13 protein-coding genes and 1 riboswitch are annotated in these 15,639 nt (G+C 71.3%); of the genes, 7 read left to right on the top strand and 6 right to left on the bottom strand.

Features of this window, described 5'->3' with window-relative positions; genetic code table 11:
• Nucleotides 1–39 precede the first annotated feature (39 nt).
• Complete coding sequence (locus LZ198_RS11280) at nt 40–756, bottom strand: outer membrane beta-barrel protein (RefSeq protein ID WP_253971924.1); 717 nt, start codon at nt 754–756, stop codon at nt 40–42.
• A gap of 218 nt (nt 757–974) precedes the next feature.
• A riboswitch (guanidine-III (ykkC-III) riboswitch) is annotated at nt 975–1,034 on the top strand.
• Nucleotides 1,035–1,051: 17 nt separating this feature from the next.
• Here LZ198_RS11280 and sugE point away from each other — a divergent pair.
• Nucleotides 1,052–1,378 (top strand): quaternary ammonium compound efflux SMR transporter SugE, encoded by a 327-nt coding sequence (sugE, locus tag LZ198_RS11275; protein WP_253971923.1) that lies wholly within the window; start codon nt 1,052–1,054, stop codon nt 1,376–1,378.
• Between the two features lie 21 nt (nt 1,379–1,399).
• On the opposite strand, the gene LZ198_RS11270 is transcribed toward sugE, so the two are convergent.
• Nucleotides 1,400–2,401 (bottom strand): hypothetical protein, encoded by a 1,002-nt coding sequence (locus LZ198_RS11270; protein WP_253971922.1) that lies wholly within the window; start codon nt 2,399–2,401, stop codon nt 1,400–1,402.
• 199 nt (nt 2,402–2,600) lie between these two features.
• On the opposite strand from LZ198_RS11270, the gene LZ198_RS11265 reads away from it, so the two are divergent.
• From LZ198_RS11265 to LZ198_RS11255, 3 genes are all read left to right on the top strand, one after another.
• On the top strand, nt 2,601–3,956 hold the full coding sequence (locus LZ198_RS11265) for an amidohydrolase (protein WP_253971921.1): 1,356 nt from the start codon (nt 2,601–2,603) through the stop codon (nt 3,954–3,956).
• A gap of 116 nt (nt 3,957–4,072) precedes the next feature.
• The gene (locus LZ198_RS11260) at nt 4,073–4,360 is read left to right on the top strand and encodes a hypothetical protein (RefSeq protein ID WP_253971920.1); all 288 of its coding nucleotides are present in this window, start codon (nt 4,073–4,075) and stop codon (nt 4,358–4,360) included.
• 186 nt (nt 4,361–4,546) lie between these two features.
• Nucleotides 4,547–6,079 carry a methyl-accepting chemotaxis protein gene (locus LZ198_RS11255; protein ID WP_253971919.1) on the top strand — a complete coding sequence of 511 codons (1,533 nt, stop codon included), beginning with the start codon at nt 4,547–4,549 and terminating at the stop codon, nt 6,077–6,079.
• Here LZ198_RS11255 and LZ198_RS11250 read toward each other — a convergent pair.
• Nucleotides 6,067–7,575 (bottom strand): MFS transporter, encoded by a 1,509-nt coding sequence (locus LZ198_RS11250; RefSeq protein WP_253971918.1) that lies wholly within the window; start codon nt 7,573–7,575, stop codon nt 6,067–6,069. The two genes, LZ198_RS11255 and LZ198_RS11250, sit on opposite strands and share 13 nt — an antisense overlap.
• Nucleotides 7,576–7,779: 204 nt before the next feature.
• Between LZ198_RS11250 and LZ198_RS11245 the strand changes: the two genes are divergently transcribed.
• Genes LZ198_RS11245 through LZ198_RS11235 form a run of 3 tightly spaced genes read left to right on the top strand, consistent with a single transcriptional unit; the run spans nt 7,780 to nt 9,902 of the window.
• Nucleotides 7,780–8,778: a polyprenyl synthetase family protein gene (locus LZ198_RS11245; protein WP_253971917.1), complete on the top strand. Its 999-nt coding sequence runs from the start codon at nt 7,780–7,782 to the stop codon at nt 8,776–8,778.
• Entirely contained in the window at nt 8,775–9,365 is a 591-nt protein-coding gene (locus LZ198_RS11240) for a GbsR/MarR family transcriptional regulator (RefSeq protein ID WP_253971916.1), read from the top strand. Before LZ198_RS11245 ends, LZ198_RS11240 begins: the two co-directional genes overlap by 4 nt.
• A 15-nt stretch (nt 9,366–9,380) precedes the next feature.
• Nucleotides 9,381–9,902: a gamma-glutamylcyclotransferase gene (locus LZ198_RS11235; protein ID WP_253971915.1), complete on the top strand. Its 522-nt coding sequence runs from the start codon at nt 9,381–9,383 to the stop codon at nt 9,900–9,902.
• A 6-nt stretch (nt 9,903–9,908) separates the two neighbouring features.
• Here LZ198_RS11235 and LZ198_RS11230 read toward each other — a convergent pair whose 3' ends face one another.
• Genes LZ198_RS11230 through LZ198_RS11220 form a run of 3 tightly spaced genes read right to left on the bottom strand, consistent with a single transcriptional unit; the run spans nt 9,909 to nt 15,556 of the window.
• Nucleotides 9,909–13,070 (bottom strand): efflux RND transporter permease subunit, encoded by a 3,162-nt coding sequence (locus LZ198_RS11230; RefSeq protein ID WP_253971914.1) that lies wholly within the window; start codon nt 13,068–13,070, stop codon nt 9,909–9,911.
• Nucleotides 13,071–13,079: 9 nt separating this feature from the next.
• A complete protein-coding gene (locus LZ198_RS11225) occupies nt 13,080–14,333 on the bottom strand; it encodes an efflux RND transporter periplasmic adaptor subunit (RefSeq protein WP_253971913.1) in 1,254 nt (417 codons plus the stop codon).
• Nucleotides 14,330–15,556 (bottom strand): TolC family protein, encoded by a 1,227-nt coding sequence (locus LZ198_RS11220; RefSeq protein ID WP_253971912.1) that lies wholly within the window; start codon nt 15,554–15,556, stop codon nt 14,330–14,332. The genes LZ198_RS11225 and LZ198_RS11220 overlap by 4 nt, the downstream gene beginning before the upstream one ends.
• Nucleotides 15,557–15,639: the final 83 nt, after the last annotated feature.

The raw sequence follows: 15,639 nt of genomic DNA, 5'->3' as shown, positions 1-15,639 counted from the left end.
TGGTGGCCTTCCAGGGACGGACGGACGTGGAGCCGCTCCTCAGAAGCGCAGGCCGAGGTTGATGGGCAGGTACTGGCCGTTCGCCCGGTGGGAGCCGGTGGGCGTGTCGAAGCGCGGGCCGAAGATGTAGTGGTAGCGGGCCTCCACGTAGACGCGCATGGGGCCGTAGACGCGGTAGGTGAAGCCCACGCCGCCGTTGAGGCCGAAGTCCGTGGAGCTGCGGGAGCCGAGCACGTTGTCCACCGCGACGACGTCGTCGAAGCAGACGAGCAGCCACGGGTCGCAGACCGGCGCCACCACGGCGCCCCCGAACTGAGTCAGCTCCACCTTGCGGTAGTAGATGCCGGGCCCGCCGAGCAGATAGATGCCCCAGCGCTTGCGGGGCACCAGGTTGACGATGACGTTCAGGTCGCCGTACTGGAGGACGTGGTCGCCGGAGATGGCCTCCTGGGCGAGCGCGCTGTCCTTCACGTCGAAGTCGCTGTACTGGTACTCGGCCTGGACGCTGAACATGTCCGTGAAGTTGTAGGCGCCACCGACGACGAAGCCCCAGCCGACGTCGAAGCGGTTGTTCGCGTCGGAGATGGGGATGACGAGGCTTGCGCCCACGTTGATGGCGAACCGCCCCTCCAGGGACGGCTCCTCCTGCACGAACCCCTCGGTGGGAGACATGTCCTGATGGAGTTCTTCGCCTCGGGCCGGTGGCGTGAGCAGCAGCGCGGGGAGCACCAGGGACACGGCGAGCCATCGGGACATGAGGTCCTCCTTGGGGAGCCGACCGACGGGCCGCTCCAGGTCCCGGGGAACCTAGGGACGCGGGGAGGGGACGGGACGAGGCGCCCGAAGGGCCGCCTCTCCCCGGGATGACGGGGTCGTGTCCGGATTGGAGCAGGCCTTCCGGGAATCCGGCGGGCGCGGAGGCGTTGATACCTGGGAGTCGAGGCGCTATGAGGCCTCGCGTGCGGCGCGCCCGGGGTGGGCTCGCCGTGCCCGGACGAGGTGCGCCGTACCCGGTCAGGACAAGACGACGCTCACACAGGAGTCGTACGTCATGGCGTGGATCCTCCTCATCGTCGCCGGGCTGCTCGAGGTGTGTTGGGCCGTGGGGCTCAAGTACACCGAGGGCTTCACCCGTCCCCTGCCCAGCGTCCTCACCGGAGCGGCCATCGTCGCCAGCATGGGCCTGCTGTCCTACGCGGCGAAGACGCTGCCCATCGGCACGGCCTATGCCGTGTGGGTGGGGATCGGCGCGCTGGGCGCCGCCATCCTCGGCGTGGTCCTCTTCCAGGAACCCCTCACGGGGCCACGCGCCCTCTTCCTGGGGATGTTGCTGGTCGCCATCGTCGGCCTGAAGGCGACGAGCGGCGCGGGGCACTGAGCGCGCGCCCCGACGCGGGCCTCACCAGTTGTAGCGCAGCAGGACCTGGCCGGCGACGGGGTGACCGGCGTCGTCCAGGGTGAGCTCCGGCTCGGCGTCGAGGGTCGCCACGGCGCCGAGCCCCACCTGGAGGTCGGAGCGGCCGGAGTAGAAGACCCCGAGGCCCACGGTGTTGTCCTCGAGCAGCGTGTCGTCCGCGCCCACCCGTTCCTGGGCGCCGGTGCGGAAGACGTATTCCCCCATCAGCGCCACGGGCACACCCGTGGCCGGGGACAGGTCCGCCGTCACCGCGAGCGCCATGAACACGCGCACCGCGTGGGTGCTCTCTCCCCGGCGCGCGCCGACGATGGAGTCGAAGGGGCGTCGGTTCTGCCAGGCGAACTCCGCGGACATGCCGCACTGCAGGGAGATGATGGGGCTGAGCGCCTGGACCACGAAGACGCCACCGTTCACGGTGGCCTCCTGTTCCGGGACGAAGCTGAACTCCCCGAACTCGTCCTCGACGAGCTGCTCCATCGTCACGCCGGGGGAGTCGAGGATGGCTTCCACCAGCGGGAGGAGGGTGGCCTCGCGCCCCTTCGCGAAGCCGAAGTGGCCGCGGACGGACACCTGGGGGCCTCGCGTGTCGTCGCGAGAGAGTCGCACCACGCCGCCTGCCCCGCCGATGAGCTCCAGCGTGGCGCCGTCCACCAGGAGCGCGTCCGCCCGCGCCCCCAGCGCGGGGAGGACCCGCGCGTAGCCCGTCAGGTCCAGCCACTCCGTGAGCGCCACGCGCAGGTCCAGCAACTGTCGCAACCCCGCCGACAGGATGCCCCGGTGCCCCAGGTCGAGCAGCGACATCCGGGGCGCGTCGTGAAGCGCCGTGCCCTCGCGGGCGCGGTCGAGCGTGCGGGGCTGGGGGTCGGGAAGCGGGCGGTCCAGGTGGGCCGGCGACGGCGGGCGCTCGAAGGGCGAGGCTCGCGCCGCCGCGGGCGCGCCGCCCAGGGGGAGCAGGAGGCCCAGGCACAGGAGTTCACGCTTCATCTCCGGGAAAGTGGGGAAGCGAGCCACCCGCGACCATCGCCCTCGCGCCCCCCGTCATCGTCACGACCCCGACAGGCAGGCGCACGAGCGCTCACGTGCCGTTTCCTCACGGACACTGGCGCGCACGACCCGGGTCTCCAGCGCACTCCCTCGCCGGGCAAGGGCCATGTTGCGCGCGCCCAACTTTGGAGGAGGCGGAATGGACGTAACGGAGACCTCGCGCCAGGCCCAGTGGATGAATGCCTGGAAGCCCCAACTGACTCCCGCGCACGAGCTGCTCGGTCCGAGATTGGAGGCGTTCTACCGGGACCTGCATGCGCACCCGGAGCTGTCCATGCACGAGCGCGAGACGTCGGCGAAGGTGGCGAAGTGGTTGGAGCGGTGTGGCTATGACGTGACGACGGGGGTGGGGCGGACGGGGGTGGTGGGGGTGCTGCGCAACGGCCGGGGGCCCACCGTGTTGATGCGCGCGGACATGGACGCGCTGCCGGTGGAGGAGAAGACGGGGCGTTCGGACGCGAGCCAGATTCGCGTGAAGGGGCAGGACGGGCGCACGGTGCCGGTGATGCACGCGTGCGGGCACGACGTGCACATCACCTGCCTGATGGGGGTGGCGGAGCTGCTGTCGTCCTCCCGGCCGCACTGGCGGGGGACGTTGATGATGGTGGCGCAGCCCGGCGAGGAGACGCTCCAGGGCGCGCGCGCGATGATGAGCGATGGGCTCTACGAGCGCTTCGGCCGGCCGGACGTGGCCCTGGCGCAGCACGTGGGCCCGCTCGGGGTGGGGATGATCGGCCACCACGCGGGCGCGGCGACCATGGCGTCCGCCAACGTGCGGATCCGCATCCACGGCAAGGGCGGGCACGGCTCGCAGCCCCAGAACGCCGTGGACCCGGTGGTCATCGCCGCGTACCTGGTGACGCGGCTGCAGACCATCGTCTCGCGCGAGGTGGACGTCCTGCAGGGCGGCGCCGTCGTCACGGTGGGCCACATCCACGCCGGCAGCCAATCCAACGTCATCCCGGACGAGGCGGTGCTCGAGTTGACCGTGCGCACGCCGACCAACGACCTCCAGCACAAGGTCATCGAGGCCATCACCCGCATGGCGCGGGCGGAGTGCGAGGCGGGGCGCTCGCCGCGGCCTCCGGACATCGAGGTGATGAGCCGCACGCGGGTGATGGTGAACGACGACTCGTACTTCGCCCGCGTCCGTTCGGCGCACGCCGCCTGGTTCGGCGAGGAGCGCATCTTCGACCCCGGGATGCTCGCCGGCAGCGAGGACTTCCCGTACTTCGGTGGCGAGGTCCGTCATGGTGACCGGGGGGAGGTGCCCATCGTCTACTGGTACTTCGGCGGCACGTCCCACGAGGCGTGGAAGCGAGCGCCCGGGCGCAGCGTGGCCGAGAAGCTCCAGCACCTGCCGTCGAACCACTCACCCCAGTTCGACCCGTCGCTCGACTGCCTGCGCTTCGGGTGCGAGTCGCTGTTGCTCGCGGCGTTGGCGTGTCTGGGCGAAGAGCCCGCGACCCAGGCGCGCTCGCACACGCGACACTGAAGAAAAGGCAGTCGTTGCCGGGGAGTTCCTACCGGTTCGCAAGCTCGCGCGGAGCCAACCGTCCGATTTTCTTCAATGGTCGGCTGGCACGCGGTCTGCTCCGTGCGGGCGTCGAGATGAAGTCCCCGAGGAACGTCCACCGTCCATACACACTGGAGATCTCCGCGGAGGCCTGGAGCCAGGTCGCTCGCCTCACACGCGAGCGCTACCGGGCCATCCAGGCGTGCCTGGAGGGAATCGCCGCGCAGGCCCATCCCGCCGACGCTCCCTCGAGCTTCGACGTGGATGAGTTGACCGTGCACCACGTGGTGGATCCACGCCGCCGCCTGGTGACGCTCGTGCGCATCGTGCCGCGTGCACCCGGGTCGTCGGTGACGCGCGCGACGCACCCGTTCACATCCTGAAACGAAGGTGGTGTTGCGGTACATTTCGCGCGGGCCCGCTGGAGTTGCGCACGCGAGAGATGCGCGTCCAGAATGAGTGACTCGCTGGAATGGTCCACGGGTTTTCCAATACAGACTTCGTCCCCGGAATGGAGCGCGCCGCGGCTGTCTCGTGAGCGGCTGCGCCCTGCATTCCCGCGTGCCCGGATGCGAATCTCACTGTCCCAGAAGATCACCCTCGCGCCCGTCCTGGTGGCGCTCTGCTTCACCCTGATGTCCCTGGGGTACACCATCCCGCGCATCCGCGAGGCCTTCGAGCAGCAGGGCCACGAGATGAGCCAGGCGGTGCCGACGGCGCTCGCGTCCTCCATGGCGGAGATGCTGCGCAACGGCGAGCTGACGGACATCCAGGCGGCGCTCGACGCGGTGGCCCAGGAGGGGACGCTGGCGTACGTCGCGGTGTTGGACCCGAAGGGCGCGCTGGAGGCGGTGGCCGGCCCCCACGCGGCCGTGCTGCGAGAGCATCACCTCGAGCTGAAGCCGGTGAGGGAGGGCACGCCGCTGCAAGCGGACGACGTGGAGCTGCTCGACATGGCGGCGGCGGTCCCCGGTGGACTGGGTTACGTCCACGTGGGCTTCAACCGGACGGAGGCGCGCGGGCGCATCGTCGGGGTCATCGCCAACCTGCGGTGGGTGACGCTGGTGGCGCTGGTGGTGCTCACGGGGGGCGCGTGGCAGTTGAGCCGTCGCGTGGTGGCGCCCCTGACCAACCTCAAGAACGCGGTCCAATACATCGCGGAGAACGGCGACCTGCGCGAGCCGGTGCACGTGGACTCGAAGGACGAGGTGGGCGAGCTGGCGCGCGCGGTGGGCCTGCTGGTGGCGAAGCTCAAGGCGCTGCTGCACCAGCTCCAGTCCTCGACGGAGCTGCTCAGCGACTCCGTGGCGGGGCTGAACGATTCGGCGGCCGAGCAGAACCAGATGGTGTCGCGGCAGGCGGCCGCCCTCCAGGAGACCCAGGTGACGGCGCAGGAGATCCGCCAGACGGCGCTGCTCGCGTCGAACTCCGCGGAGTCCGTCATCCAGGTGGCCGAGCGCGCCGAGTCGCTGGGCCGCACCGGCGAGGAGGCGGTCCAGGCGAGCATCGACGGCCTGGTGGACCTGCGCACGCAGGTGGAGCAGATCACCGAGCGCATCATGGCGCTGGGGGAGCGGGCGCAGCAGATTGGCGGCATCACGGAGACGGTGAAGGACCTGGCGGACCAGTCCCACCTGCTGGCGGTGAACGCGGCCATCGAGGCGGCGCGCTCGGGGGAGCATGGCAAGGGCTTCGCGGTGGTGGCGCGGGAGATCCGCGCCCTGGCGGACCAGTCCATCCGGGCCACGCATCAGGTGCGGAAGATCCTCGCGGACATCGGCGAGGCCATCTCCGGGACGATGGAGATCACCACCGCGGGCGCGCAGCGGATGGACGCGGGGCTGGCCCAGGCGCGGGCCTCCGGCGACACGCTCCGGCAGCTCACCACCATCGTCCAGGACAGCACCGCGGCCGCGCGGCAGATCGCCGTCACCGTCAACCAGCAGGCCACGGGCATCGAGCAGATCTTCACCGCGGTCAATGAGCTGAACTCGCTGATGGGGGACACGGTGCAGCGCATCTCGACGACGGGGGACTCGGCCGCGTCCCTGCGCATGCTGTCCGAACGGGTGGCGGAGGTGGTGCGCGGCTACCGCGTCTGAGTCCGGGGTTGGGTGCGTGAGGTGGAGGCCAGCGCGGGCGCGGTGGGCCGGGGCGTCAGGCACGCGACGAGCGCGCCCAGGGACGTGACGGGGCGCGCGCCGGGCTCCGGCAGGCGCGTGGCGAGCATGCCCGCCGCCAGCCGGGCGACGGAGGACAGCACGAACAGCACGTGCAGGTTCACCCACGGGAGGCCGCCGAGCAGGAACTGTTCGGGGAGCGCGGAGGCGATGGCGCCGCCCAGCGCGGCGGCGGCGGAGTAGGCCAGTCCGCCCGCGGTGGCGAACGCGGCGAGGTAGAAGGGGCGGCCCTTGCGCGGCGCCACGGTGAGCGGCAGCGCGAAGATGGCCAGGCCATGGCCGCTCCACAGCGCGCCCGCCAGCAGCACGTCGAACAGCAGGGGCCACAGCGTCCCGGCCGAGGGCAGCAGCCACAGCGCGGGGATGACGCCGATGCCCAGCGAGCACGCCATCAACACCGGCTGCGCGCCGACCCGGTCGATCATCCGGCCCCACAAGGGCGCGGTGAGGATGCGCACGGTGGCCACGCCCGCGGCGTGCAGGGCCATGATGACGAAGGTCATCTTGAGGTTCTGGAGGCTGTGCAGCGCGAAGAACGGCGCGGACACGCCCACCGCCGCGTTCCAGGCCACCTGGTACGTCAGCAGCCGCCGGGACTGGGGATCCTTCAGTGGCACCAGCGCGCCGCGCAGCTCCAGCCGGGGCGCGGTGCCCGGCGGCGCCGGGTCATGCTGCGTGGCCATGAGCAGCGTCGTCACCACGCCCATGACGCAGGCGACGAGCGCGAGCAGCGGCAGCGCCAGCCCGGGGCCGGTGGGCGGGCGCAGCCGGTCCATCAGCAGGCCCGCGCCGAGCGAGGCGATCGTCCCCGCGAGCGTGGTGAGCGCCGTCCTGCGGCCGAAGAAGCGGCCCCGGATGGGACGCGGCACCAGCTCCCCCATCCACGCCACCCAGGCGTTGTTGCCCACCACCCCGAGCACCGCGGACGCGCCCGCCACGCCCAGCAGCAGGTGCTGCTGTCCGGTCAGGGAGAGCCCGAGCCACGGCACCACCACCAGCGGGAACATCACCAGGCGCGACAGGCACACGGCGGTGAGCGCCACGCGGCGGTGTCCGAACGTCGACGTCAGCCACGCCGCGGGGAACTGCACGAACTGGGCGCAGAAGGGCAGCGCCGTCATCACCCCGACGAGGAGGGGCCCCAACCCCAGGGCGATGGCCCACGCGGTGAGGACCGTGGCCCCGGCGCACGCGGTGAAGATCTCCGCGAACATGCCCTCCACCACCGACGCGCCGAGCGAGCCCCGCAGCCGCCGGGGCGACGCCACGACCGGCCCCGCCGGGGCATCCGCGGCGGGGGCTCCCAGCAGGGGCGCGGCGGCCCCCGGCAGCGACGAGCCAGGGCGGAACAGGGGCACGGCCGTGGCGAGCGACGCGAAGCTGCTCAGGACGTAGCGACGGAAGGCTGCGGGGCTCAACGCAATCCTTGCTGCGAAAGGAACGGACGCTCCCGTCTGTCGCATGCCGCCCACGGGGGTCTCAATCCGACCTACAACCCCCCACGCCCGCCCGGCCGCCCCCCTGCCGGACCCGGCCCGGCCGGCCGCCTGGAGGGGGGCGCTGGAATCAGGTGCAGTTCAAGCGGTCTTGAACTATATGAACGTGTGAGGAGAACGGCGCACATGGATCTGGCTCGGGAGCTGACGGACTTTCTGGGGGCGGTGGAGCAGCGGTTGAGCACCACGCTGGTGGATGGCGACGCCGGTCCGGACGTGAAGGGTGACACGCTGATGGAGGCGGCCCGTCACCTGTGCCTGGGCAGTGGTGGCAAGCGCGCGCGGCCCATGCTGGCGCGGCTGTTCGGGGGCGCGGTGGGGGTGCCGGCGGAGCCGCTGGTGGACGTGGCGGTGGCGGCGGAGCTGATCCACTCGGCGAGCCTCCTGCACGACGACGTGGTGGACGCGGGCATGTTCCGCCGGGGCCGTCCGACGGTGAACGCGCGCTGGGGCAACATCGTGGCGGTGATGAGCGGCGACCTCATCCTGTCGACGGGGCTGCACCAACTGGCGCGGCTGGATTCGCGGCTGACGCTGTCGGCGCTGGCGGTCGTGGCGGAGATGACCCGCGCGGCCATCGCGGAGGTGGAGGCGCGCGGCGACCTGGACCTGCCGCTCAACCGGCTGCGCTTCATCGCCGAGGGCAAGACGGGCTCGCTGTTCGGCTGGTGCGGGCACGCGGCGGCGACGCTGTCGGACCAGCCGGAGGCGGTGGCGCGCTTCGACGGGTTCGGCCGTCACCTGGGCGTGGCGTTCCAGATCGCCGACGACATCCGGGACATCCTGGGCACGGACCCGGGCAAGCCGCGCTACGCGGATGTCCACTCCCGCACGCCGTCGATGCCCATCCTGCTGGCGGTGGTGAAGGACGAGTCGCTGCGCCGTAAGCTGAAGGACGCGTGGGCCTTCAGCGTGATCACCCCGGAGCGCACGAAGGAGATTGGCGCGGCCATCGAGGCCACCGGCGCGGTGGAGTCGTCCATGGCGCGGATGAACGTGGAGATCGAGGCGGCCCTGGACAAGCTGGGCTCCTTCGCCCAGGAGCCCGCCGGCGCGGAGCTGGTGGACTGGGCGCACAAGCTGTCCGCCGGCATCGCCGCGCAGGTGCAAGGGCGCGCTGCATGAAGGGCTACCTGTGGACGGGGGGACACGGGAGCACGAGCACGGAGGCCGCTCCGAGCGAGGGGCGTCTGGCCCCCTGGGAAGCCATCGCGGTGGACGCGGTGGGCAACGTCATCGAGTTCTGGGGCTTCAAGCGCAACCAGGGCCGGGTCTGGGCGCTGCTGTACCTGCGGGGCGAGCCGCTGACCGCGGGGGAGATCGAGCGCGAGCTGGACCTCTCCAAGGGCGGCGTCTCCATGCTGCTGAGGGACCTGGAGCGCTGGGGGGTCATCCAGCGGGTCCGGCTGCCCCAGGACACGGTGTGGCGGTACGGGGCGGAGACGGACCTGGTGCGGATGGTCCGGCACGTCATCGAGGAGCGGGAGGCGGGATTCGTGGCCCGCATCCGCGCGGACCTCGCCGAGGCGCGGCGGCTGGCGGAGACGGCGGGGAGCGTCCCGGCCGAGCGCCTGGAGCGGTTGGAGAAGATGGCCACGCTGGCCGAGCACGTGGAGCGCGCGCTGCGGCTGTTCATCAAGACCTCGCGCCTGGACGTCTCCGGAGTGCTGGCGGTGTTCCGCGACGGTGCCGGGCGGCGGGGCGAGAAGTAGCGCAAGGGAGCGGACATGGACTCGCACTATGATCAGGTCATGAAGGCCCGTGAGGGCGCGGACCCGAACGCGACGCGGCTGTACTTCGCGTACTCCACCATCCTGGACCGGGCGGCGTTCGACGAGTGGAAGCAGCAGCACTCGTACGCCTTCTTCGAGCTGCCGGAGGGGAAGCTGGCCGAGGCGGTGGACGTGGACCTGGTCTACGACTTCCCCTCGCGCTGGTGGGGTGGACGCGTGGCGGGTCTGGAGGACTCGCCGGGGGCCCGGGTGTTCGGCCGGCTCTTCGAGATTCGCGGGCAGGACTGGCCCATCGTCCAGCACAAGGAAGGCTTCGTGACGGGGATGTGCGTGGAGCGCCCCGTGAAGGTCCTCGTGAACGGCGAGCAGGTGGAGGCCACCGCGTTCGTCACGAACCCGCGGCGTGCCTCCGGCGACGGTCCGGTGAGCCCGCGCTTCGTGGAGGCGCTGGTGCGCGGCGCTCAGGCGGCCGGGCTCCCGGCCGCCTACGTGGAGCGCTTGAAGCGCGGCGCCTAGGCCCGTCTACATGCCGCCGCCCTGGGCGACCGGGGCGTGTCGCTCGGGCGCCGGGGGCTCCACGGGAGGCGCCGGGGCGAGCTCCCGGGTGCCCCGGTCGAACCAGGCGTAGACGGTGGGGAGCACCAGCAGCGTGAGCAGCGTGGAGCTGAAGAGGCCGCCGATGACGACGGTGGCCAGCGGCTTCTGCACTTCCGCGCCCGCGCCGGTGGAGAAGGCCATGGGCAGGAAGCCCAGGGATGCCACCAGGGCGGTGGTGAGCACGGGCCTCAGGCGCTGATGGGCCGCGTCATGGGCCGCTCGTTCTGGCGAGCGGCCCTCCTGCCTCAGCTTGCGGATGGCGGCGACGAGCACCAGGCCGTTGAGGACCGCCACGCCGAAGAGCGCGATGAACCCCACCGCCGCGGAGATGGAGAGGGGCATCCCGCGCGCCAGCAGCGCCAGCAGACCGCCTGTGATCGCGAAGGGGATGTTGAGGTAGATGAGCAGGGCGGGGCGCACCGCGTCGAACGTCGTGTAGAGCAGGACGAAGATGAGCGCCAGGGTGAGCGGCACCACGAAGGCGAGCCGGCGCGAGGCGGACTGGAGGTTCTCGAACTGGCCTCCCCAGTCGATCCAGTATCCCGCGGGCAGCTCCACCTCCCGCGCGAGCGTCCGTTGGGCCTCCGTGACGAAGCCCTGGAGGTCCCTGCCGCGCACGTTGGCCTCGAGGGTGAGCCGCCGCTGGATGTTCTCCCGGCTCACCTGCGCCGGGCCCTCCTCGACGACGATCCGGGCCAACTGGGAGAGGGGGATGAGCTGCCCCGTGGGGCTGGCCACGCGGATGCCCTCGAGCTGCTCCACGCTGGTCCGTGAGCCGGGCGCGAAGCGCACCTGGAGCGCGAACCGCCGTTGGCCCTCGACCACCGTCCCCACCTCCTTTCCGCCGAGGGTCTCGATGGTGTCCAGCACCTGCCGGACGTTGATGCCGTAGCGGGCGATGGCCTTCCGGTCGACCTGGATGCGCGCGACGGGAAGTCCCGCGACCTGCTCGGCCTTGACGTCCGCGGCGCCCGGCACCCGGGCCAGGGCCGCCACCAGCTTGTCACCGGTCCGCTTCAGCACGTCCAGGTCGTCGCCGTAGAGCTTGACGGCGACGTCCGAGCGCACGCCGGCGATGAGCTCGCTGACGCGCAGCTCGATGGGCTGTGAGTAGCTGAAGAGGCTGCCGGGGACCTCCCTCGACAGGACCTCGTCGAAGCGCGCGATGAGGCCCTCGCGGTCCTTCGCCGTCGTCCATTCGTCGTGGGGCTTGAGCATGACGAAGATGTCGCTGATCTCGACGCCCATGGGGTCGGTGGCGATCTCCGCGCGGCCCGTGCGGGAGACGACGGTGGTGACCTCCGGGAAGCGCTGGAGCGCCTTCTCGATGAGCCCCGTCTGGCGCGTGGACTCCTCCAGGGAGACCGAGGGGACCCGCCAGGCCTGGATGGCGATGGCGCCCTCGTCCAGCCGGGGGATGAACTCGGCCCCCAGGAAGGGCGCGGTGGCCAGGCTGGCCAGGAGCAGCGCGGCGGCGACTCCCACGACGACGCCTCGCTTCCGGAGGCACCACGAGAGCGCGGGCTCGTACAGGCGGCGCGCGGCTCGGACGATGAAGCTCTCCGTCTCCGTCGTCTTCCGGGGCAGCATGACGGACGCGAGCGCGGGGACGAAGGTGAGCGACAGCACGAACGCCCCGGCCAGCGCGCAGATGACGGTGATGGCCATCGGCTTGAACATCTTCCCCTCGATTCCGCTCAGGGCCAGGATGGGCAGGTACACCACGCCGATGATGACTTCGCCGAAGGCGGCGGCCTGCCGCACCTCCACCGCGCTGCGGTAGACGACCTCGTCGCGCTCGTCGCGGGTCAGCGCCCGGCCGAGCTCGTGGCTGCGCTCCGCGATGTGGCGTACGGCGTTCTCCACGATGATGAGCGCGCCGTCGACGATGAGCCCGAAGTCGATGGCCCCCAGGGACATGAGGTTCCCGGAGATGCCCAGGGCCCGCATGCCGATGAAGGCGCTGAGCATGGCCAGGGGGATGGCCGTCGCGGCGAGCAGGCCCGCGCGCAGGTTCCGGAGCATGAGGAAGAGCACCACGACGACGAGCAGGCCACCCTCGACGAGGTTCGTCGCCACCGTCTGAACGGTTTTACGGACCAGGTCCGTCCGGTCGTAGAACGTGTCGAGGGTGACGCCCGGAGGCAGCGAGGGGCGAATCCGCTCCACCTCCGCCTTGACGTTGTTGACCACCTCGCGCGAGTTCTGGCCGATGAGCATCATGACGATGCCCGTCACGGCCTCGCCCCGGCCGTCCCGCGTGACGGCGCCCTGCCGGACCTGGGGCGCGAAGGCGACCTCCGCGACGTCCCGGACGTAGACGGGGACGCCTTGCGCCGAGGTGGTGAGGACGACGTCGCGGAGGTCCTCCAGGCCCTCCACGAGGCCTTCACCCCGGATGAGCACCTGCTCAGGTCCCCGGGCGATGTAGGCGCCGCCGGCGTTGGCGTTGTTCTGCTCCAGGGCCGCGAAGACCTGCTCCAGCGACAGGCCGTAGGAGGCGAGCCGGGCGGGGTCCACCTGCACTTCATAGGTCTTCAGCTCGCCGCCGAAGGCATTGACCTCGACGACGCCCGGCACGGCGCGCAGCCGCGGAGAGATCTGCCACTCGAGGATGCTGCGCAGCTCCATGGGGCTCTTGCCCTCGCCCTTCACCTCGAACTGGTAGATTTCACCCAGGCCCGTGGAGATGGGGCCCATCTCCGGGGAGCCATAACCTTCCGGGATGCCCTCCCTCGCGGCCACCAGGCGTTCCTGGATGAGCTGGCGCGCGAAGTAGATGTCCACGTCGTCCTGGAAGACGACGGTGACGACGGAGAGGCCGAACTTGGAGACCGAGCGGACCTCCTCGGTGTCCGGCAGTCCGCTCATCGCCGTCTCGACGGGCACGGTGATGAACCGCTCGACCTCCACGGGGCCGAGTCCGGGCGAGGAGGTGAGGATCTGCACCTGCACGTTGGTGACGTCCGGCACCGCGTCGATGGGCAACGTGCGCAGGGCATTCAGCCCGAACCCGACGAGGACCAGGGTGAGGAGGAAGACGAGGAAGCGGTTCTTGATGGAGAAATGGATGAGCCTGTCGAACATGGTGGCCCCCTAGTGGGAGTGGCCCTCGCCCATGCTCTCCTTGGAGAGCTCGGACTTGAGGATGAAGGCGCCCTGGGTGACGAAGTGCGCGCCGGGTTCGAGACCGGAGAGGAGCTCCACCTCGGTGGCGGAGCTGGCGCCCGTCCGGACCTCGACGGGGCGGAACTGATACGCGGCGACGGGAACGAAGACGACCTGCTCCTCTCCCACTTGCTGGACGGCTTCTCGGGGGACGACCACGCGCCCGCTGGAGCCCGCGTCCGTCGTCGCGGCCGTGGTGGCGATCTCCGCCTGCGCGAACATCCCGGGCTTGAGCGCCCCGTCGTCATTGGCCACCACGACCCGCACGGGGATGGTGCGGGTCTTCTCGTCGACGATGTCGCCGATGTAGCCGACCTCCCCGCCGAAGCGCTTCCCGGGGAGCGCCTGGACGGTGAGCACGACGTCCTGACCCGCGCGGATCCGCGCGAGCTGGGACTCCGGGAGGTCCAGCAGCGCCCAGAGCCGTGAGAGGTCGGCGACGGTGAAGAGCGAGGTGGTGGCCTCGACGGCCTGTCCCACGGTGCCCTGGCTCTCCACCACGGTGCCGTTCATCGGGCTGACGGCGGGGAAGCGCGAGCTGTAGTGCTCGTTGGCTCGCAGGGTGGCGATCTCCCCGTCGGACAGCCCCAGCGCGTGGAGCCTCCCATCCGCCGCGTTGCGCTCGGCCTGGGCGGTGACGAAGGCGCTCTCCGCTTCGCGCATCTCCCGTTCGCTGGTGATGCCCTTGGCGAGCAGTTCCTGCTCACGGCGGTAGTTGGCCTCGGCCACGCGCGCCTTGGTGGCCGCGGAGAGGTAGTCCGCTCGCGCCTGTCCCAGCTCCGGGCTGTCCAGGTGGCCGAGCACCTGACCCTTCTTCACCTTCTGGCCCAGGACGACGGCGATGGAGTCGAGTCTCCCAGGAACACGTGAGGCGACCTTGGACACGCCGTCTTGGGTGAACGTGAGGCGGGCCGGGACGGAGAGGCCGGACGCGAGCGGCTTGAGCTGGGCCTGTCCGAGCTCCAGGCGCGCCGCGCGAGCGGCTTCGGGCGTGAGGGTGATGAGCTCCTCGTGGTCCTGGTCGTCCGCGCCGCCATGCGCCCCGGCGCCTTCGCCGTGCGGTTCGTCCGTGGCGGGGGCCTTCGTGGCCGTCTCCGGAGGAGGGGTGGACTGCTTGCCGGTGCAGCCGCTGAAGAGGACGGCCAGCGCCACCAGGACGGAGCGATAGACAGAGGTGTTCATTGGATGTTCCCCACGGCCTTCAGGAGTTGAGCCTTGGCGCTGTTGAGCTCCTCGAGCGCCTCGATGTAGCCGCGGCGCGCGTCGAGGGCGTCGCGGCGGATGATGAGCAGTTGCAGGAAGTCCACCTTGCCCGCCCGGTACGCTTCGGTGACGAGGCTCAGGTTCTCCTGGAGGGCGGAGAGGACGTCTCCGCCGAACACCTCGGCGGCGGCCTGGGCCGTGAGGTACCGGTTGAACGCGAGCTCCACCTCGGTGCGCGCGAATCGCTCGAGCGCGGCGAGGTTCTCCCGGGCCTGTCGCTCACGCGCGGAGCTCACGCCCCGCGCGGCCTGGTTGCGGTCGAACAAGGGGAGGTCGATGCCAATCGTCCCCTGGAGGATGTTGCTGTCCTCCTCGCGGCCGTAGCTCACGCCGAGGCTGGGCGTGGGCAGGGCCTGGCGACGGGCGAGTCGCGACTCCGCCTGGGCCGCCTCGTGTTCGAACCGGGCGGCCTCCACGTCCTGGCGCTGGCTCACCGCCTTCTCGACCAGCGAGGCGAGGCTGGGGGCAGGCTCCACGTCGGCACGAAGCTCGCCGTCCGGGGTGATGGGTTCGCTCGGGTCGAGGCCGAGCAGGAGCTTCAGCTCGGTGTGGGCCCGGGTCCGCCGCCGCTCGGCCCGGACCCGCTCGCTCTGGGCGCGTCCCAGATCGACCCGCGCCGTGTTCACCTCGATGTGGGAGGCCGCGCCAGCCTTGAGCCGCTCCTCCGCGGCCTTGCGACCTTCCTCCGCGAGGGACAGCGCGTCCTGGGCCAAGGCCAGCGCTTGTTCGGACGCCAGCACCGCGCCGAAGGCCTGTCGCACCTCCGCGGCGAGCTCCACCTTCGAGGACTCCAGCCGGGACTGACGCGCGGCGACGGTGGCTCTCGCCGCCTCCTTCCGGGCGCCCCGCTGTCCGAAGAGCTCGAGGGGCTGGCTGAGGCCCACGTTGATTTCGACGGTGTTGCCCACGTCGCGGATGCGTGGGCCGACGGCGGCCTGGAGCTGGGGATTGTCCTGGACGAGGCGGGAAGCCCCTTCGAGCAGGGCCTGGGCCGACGCGGCCTCGGCCCTCTCTTCGATGAGCCGGGGGCTGCGCTCCAGGGCGAGTGCGACGGATTGCTCCATCGTCAGGGGGCGGGCCGCGAGGGCCGGCGCCGAGGCGACGAGGAGCAGCGCTGCGAGACGGAGAGGTCGAGGGAACACGTGGCGCGTACCAGGAAGGTGGAGGTCAGCGGACGCGCGACGCGCGGGTGCGGCGCCCGGCGGAATACGGCCGCGAGGACGCG

Origin of the sequence: Myxococcus dinghuensis (genome assembly GCF_024198235.1) — a bacterium.
Lineage (GTDB): Bacteria > Myxococcota > Myxococcia > Myxococcales > Myxococcaceae > Myxococcus > Myxococcus dinghuensis.
The sequence above is the reverse complement of the archived record's forward strand: the minus strand, read 5'-3'. Positions and strand labels throughout refer to the sequence as shown.

What these genes read in the sequence shown, in the direction of transcription:
- LZ198_RS11280 (WP_253971924.1), bottom strand. Translation starts at nt 756, where the DNA reads ATGTCCCGATGGCTCGCCGTGTCCCTGGTGCTCCCCGCGCTGCTGCTC.
- sugE (WP_253971923.1), top strand. Translation starts at nt 1,052, where the DNA reads ATGGCGTGGATCCTCCTCATCGTCGCCGGGCTGCTCGAGGTGTGTTGG.
- LZ198_RS11270 (WP_253971922.1), bottom strand. Translation starts at nt 2,401, where the DNA reads ATGAAGCGTGAACTCCTGTGCCTGGGCCTCCTGCTCCCCCTGGGCGGC.
- LZ198_RS11265 (WP_253971921.1), top strand. Translation starts at nt 2,601, where the DNA reads ATGGACGTAACGGAGACCTCGCGCCAGGCCCAGTGGATGAATGCCTGG.
- LZ198_RS11260 (WP_253971920.1), top strand. Translation starts at nt 4,073, where the DNA reads ATGAAGTCCCCGAGGAACGTCCACCGTCCATACACACTGGAGATCTCC.
- LZ198_RS11255 (WP_253971919.1), top strand. Translation starts at nt 4,547, where the DNA reads ATGCGAATCTCACTGTCCCAGAAGATCACCCTCGCGCCCGTCCTGGTG.
- LZ198_RS11245 (WP_253971917.1), top strand. Translation starts at nt 7,780, where the DNA reads ATGGATCTGGCTCGGGAGCTGACGGACTTTCTGGGGGCGGTGGAGCAG.
- LZ198_RS11240 (WP_253971916.1), top strand. Translation starts at nt 8,775, where the DNA reads ATGAAGGGCTACCTGTGGACGGGGGGACACGGGAGCACGAGCACGGAG.
- LZ198_RS11235 (WP_253971915.1), top strand. Translation starts at nt 9,381, where the DNA reads ATGGACTCGCACTATGATCAGGTCATGAAGGCCCGTGAGGGCGCGGAC.
- LZ198_RS11230 (WP_253971914.1), bottom strand. Translation starts at nt 13,070, where the DNA reads ATGTTCGACAGGCTCATCCATTTCTCCATCAAGAACCGCTTCCTCGTC.
- LZ198_RS11225 (WP_253971913.1), bottom strand. Translation starts at nt 14,333, where the DNA reads ATGAACACCTCTGTCTATCGCTCCGTCCTGGTGGCGCTGGCCGTCCTC.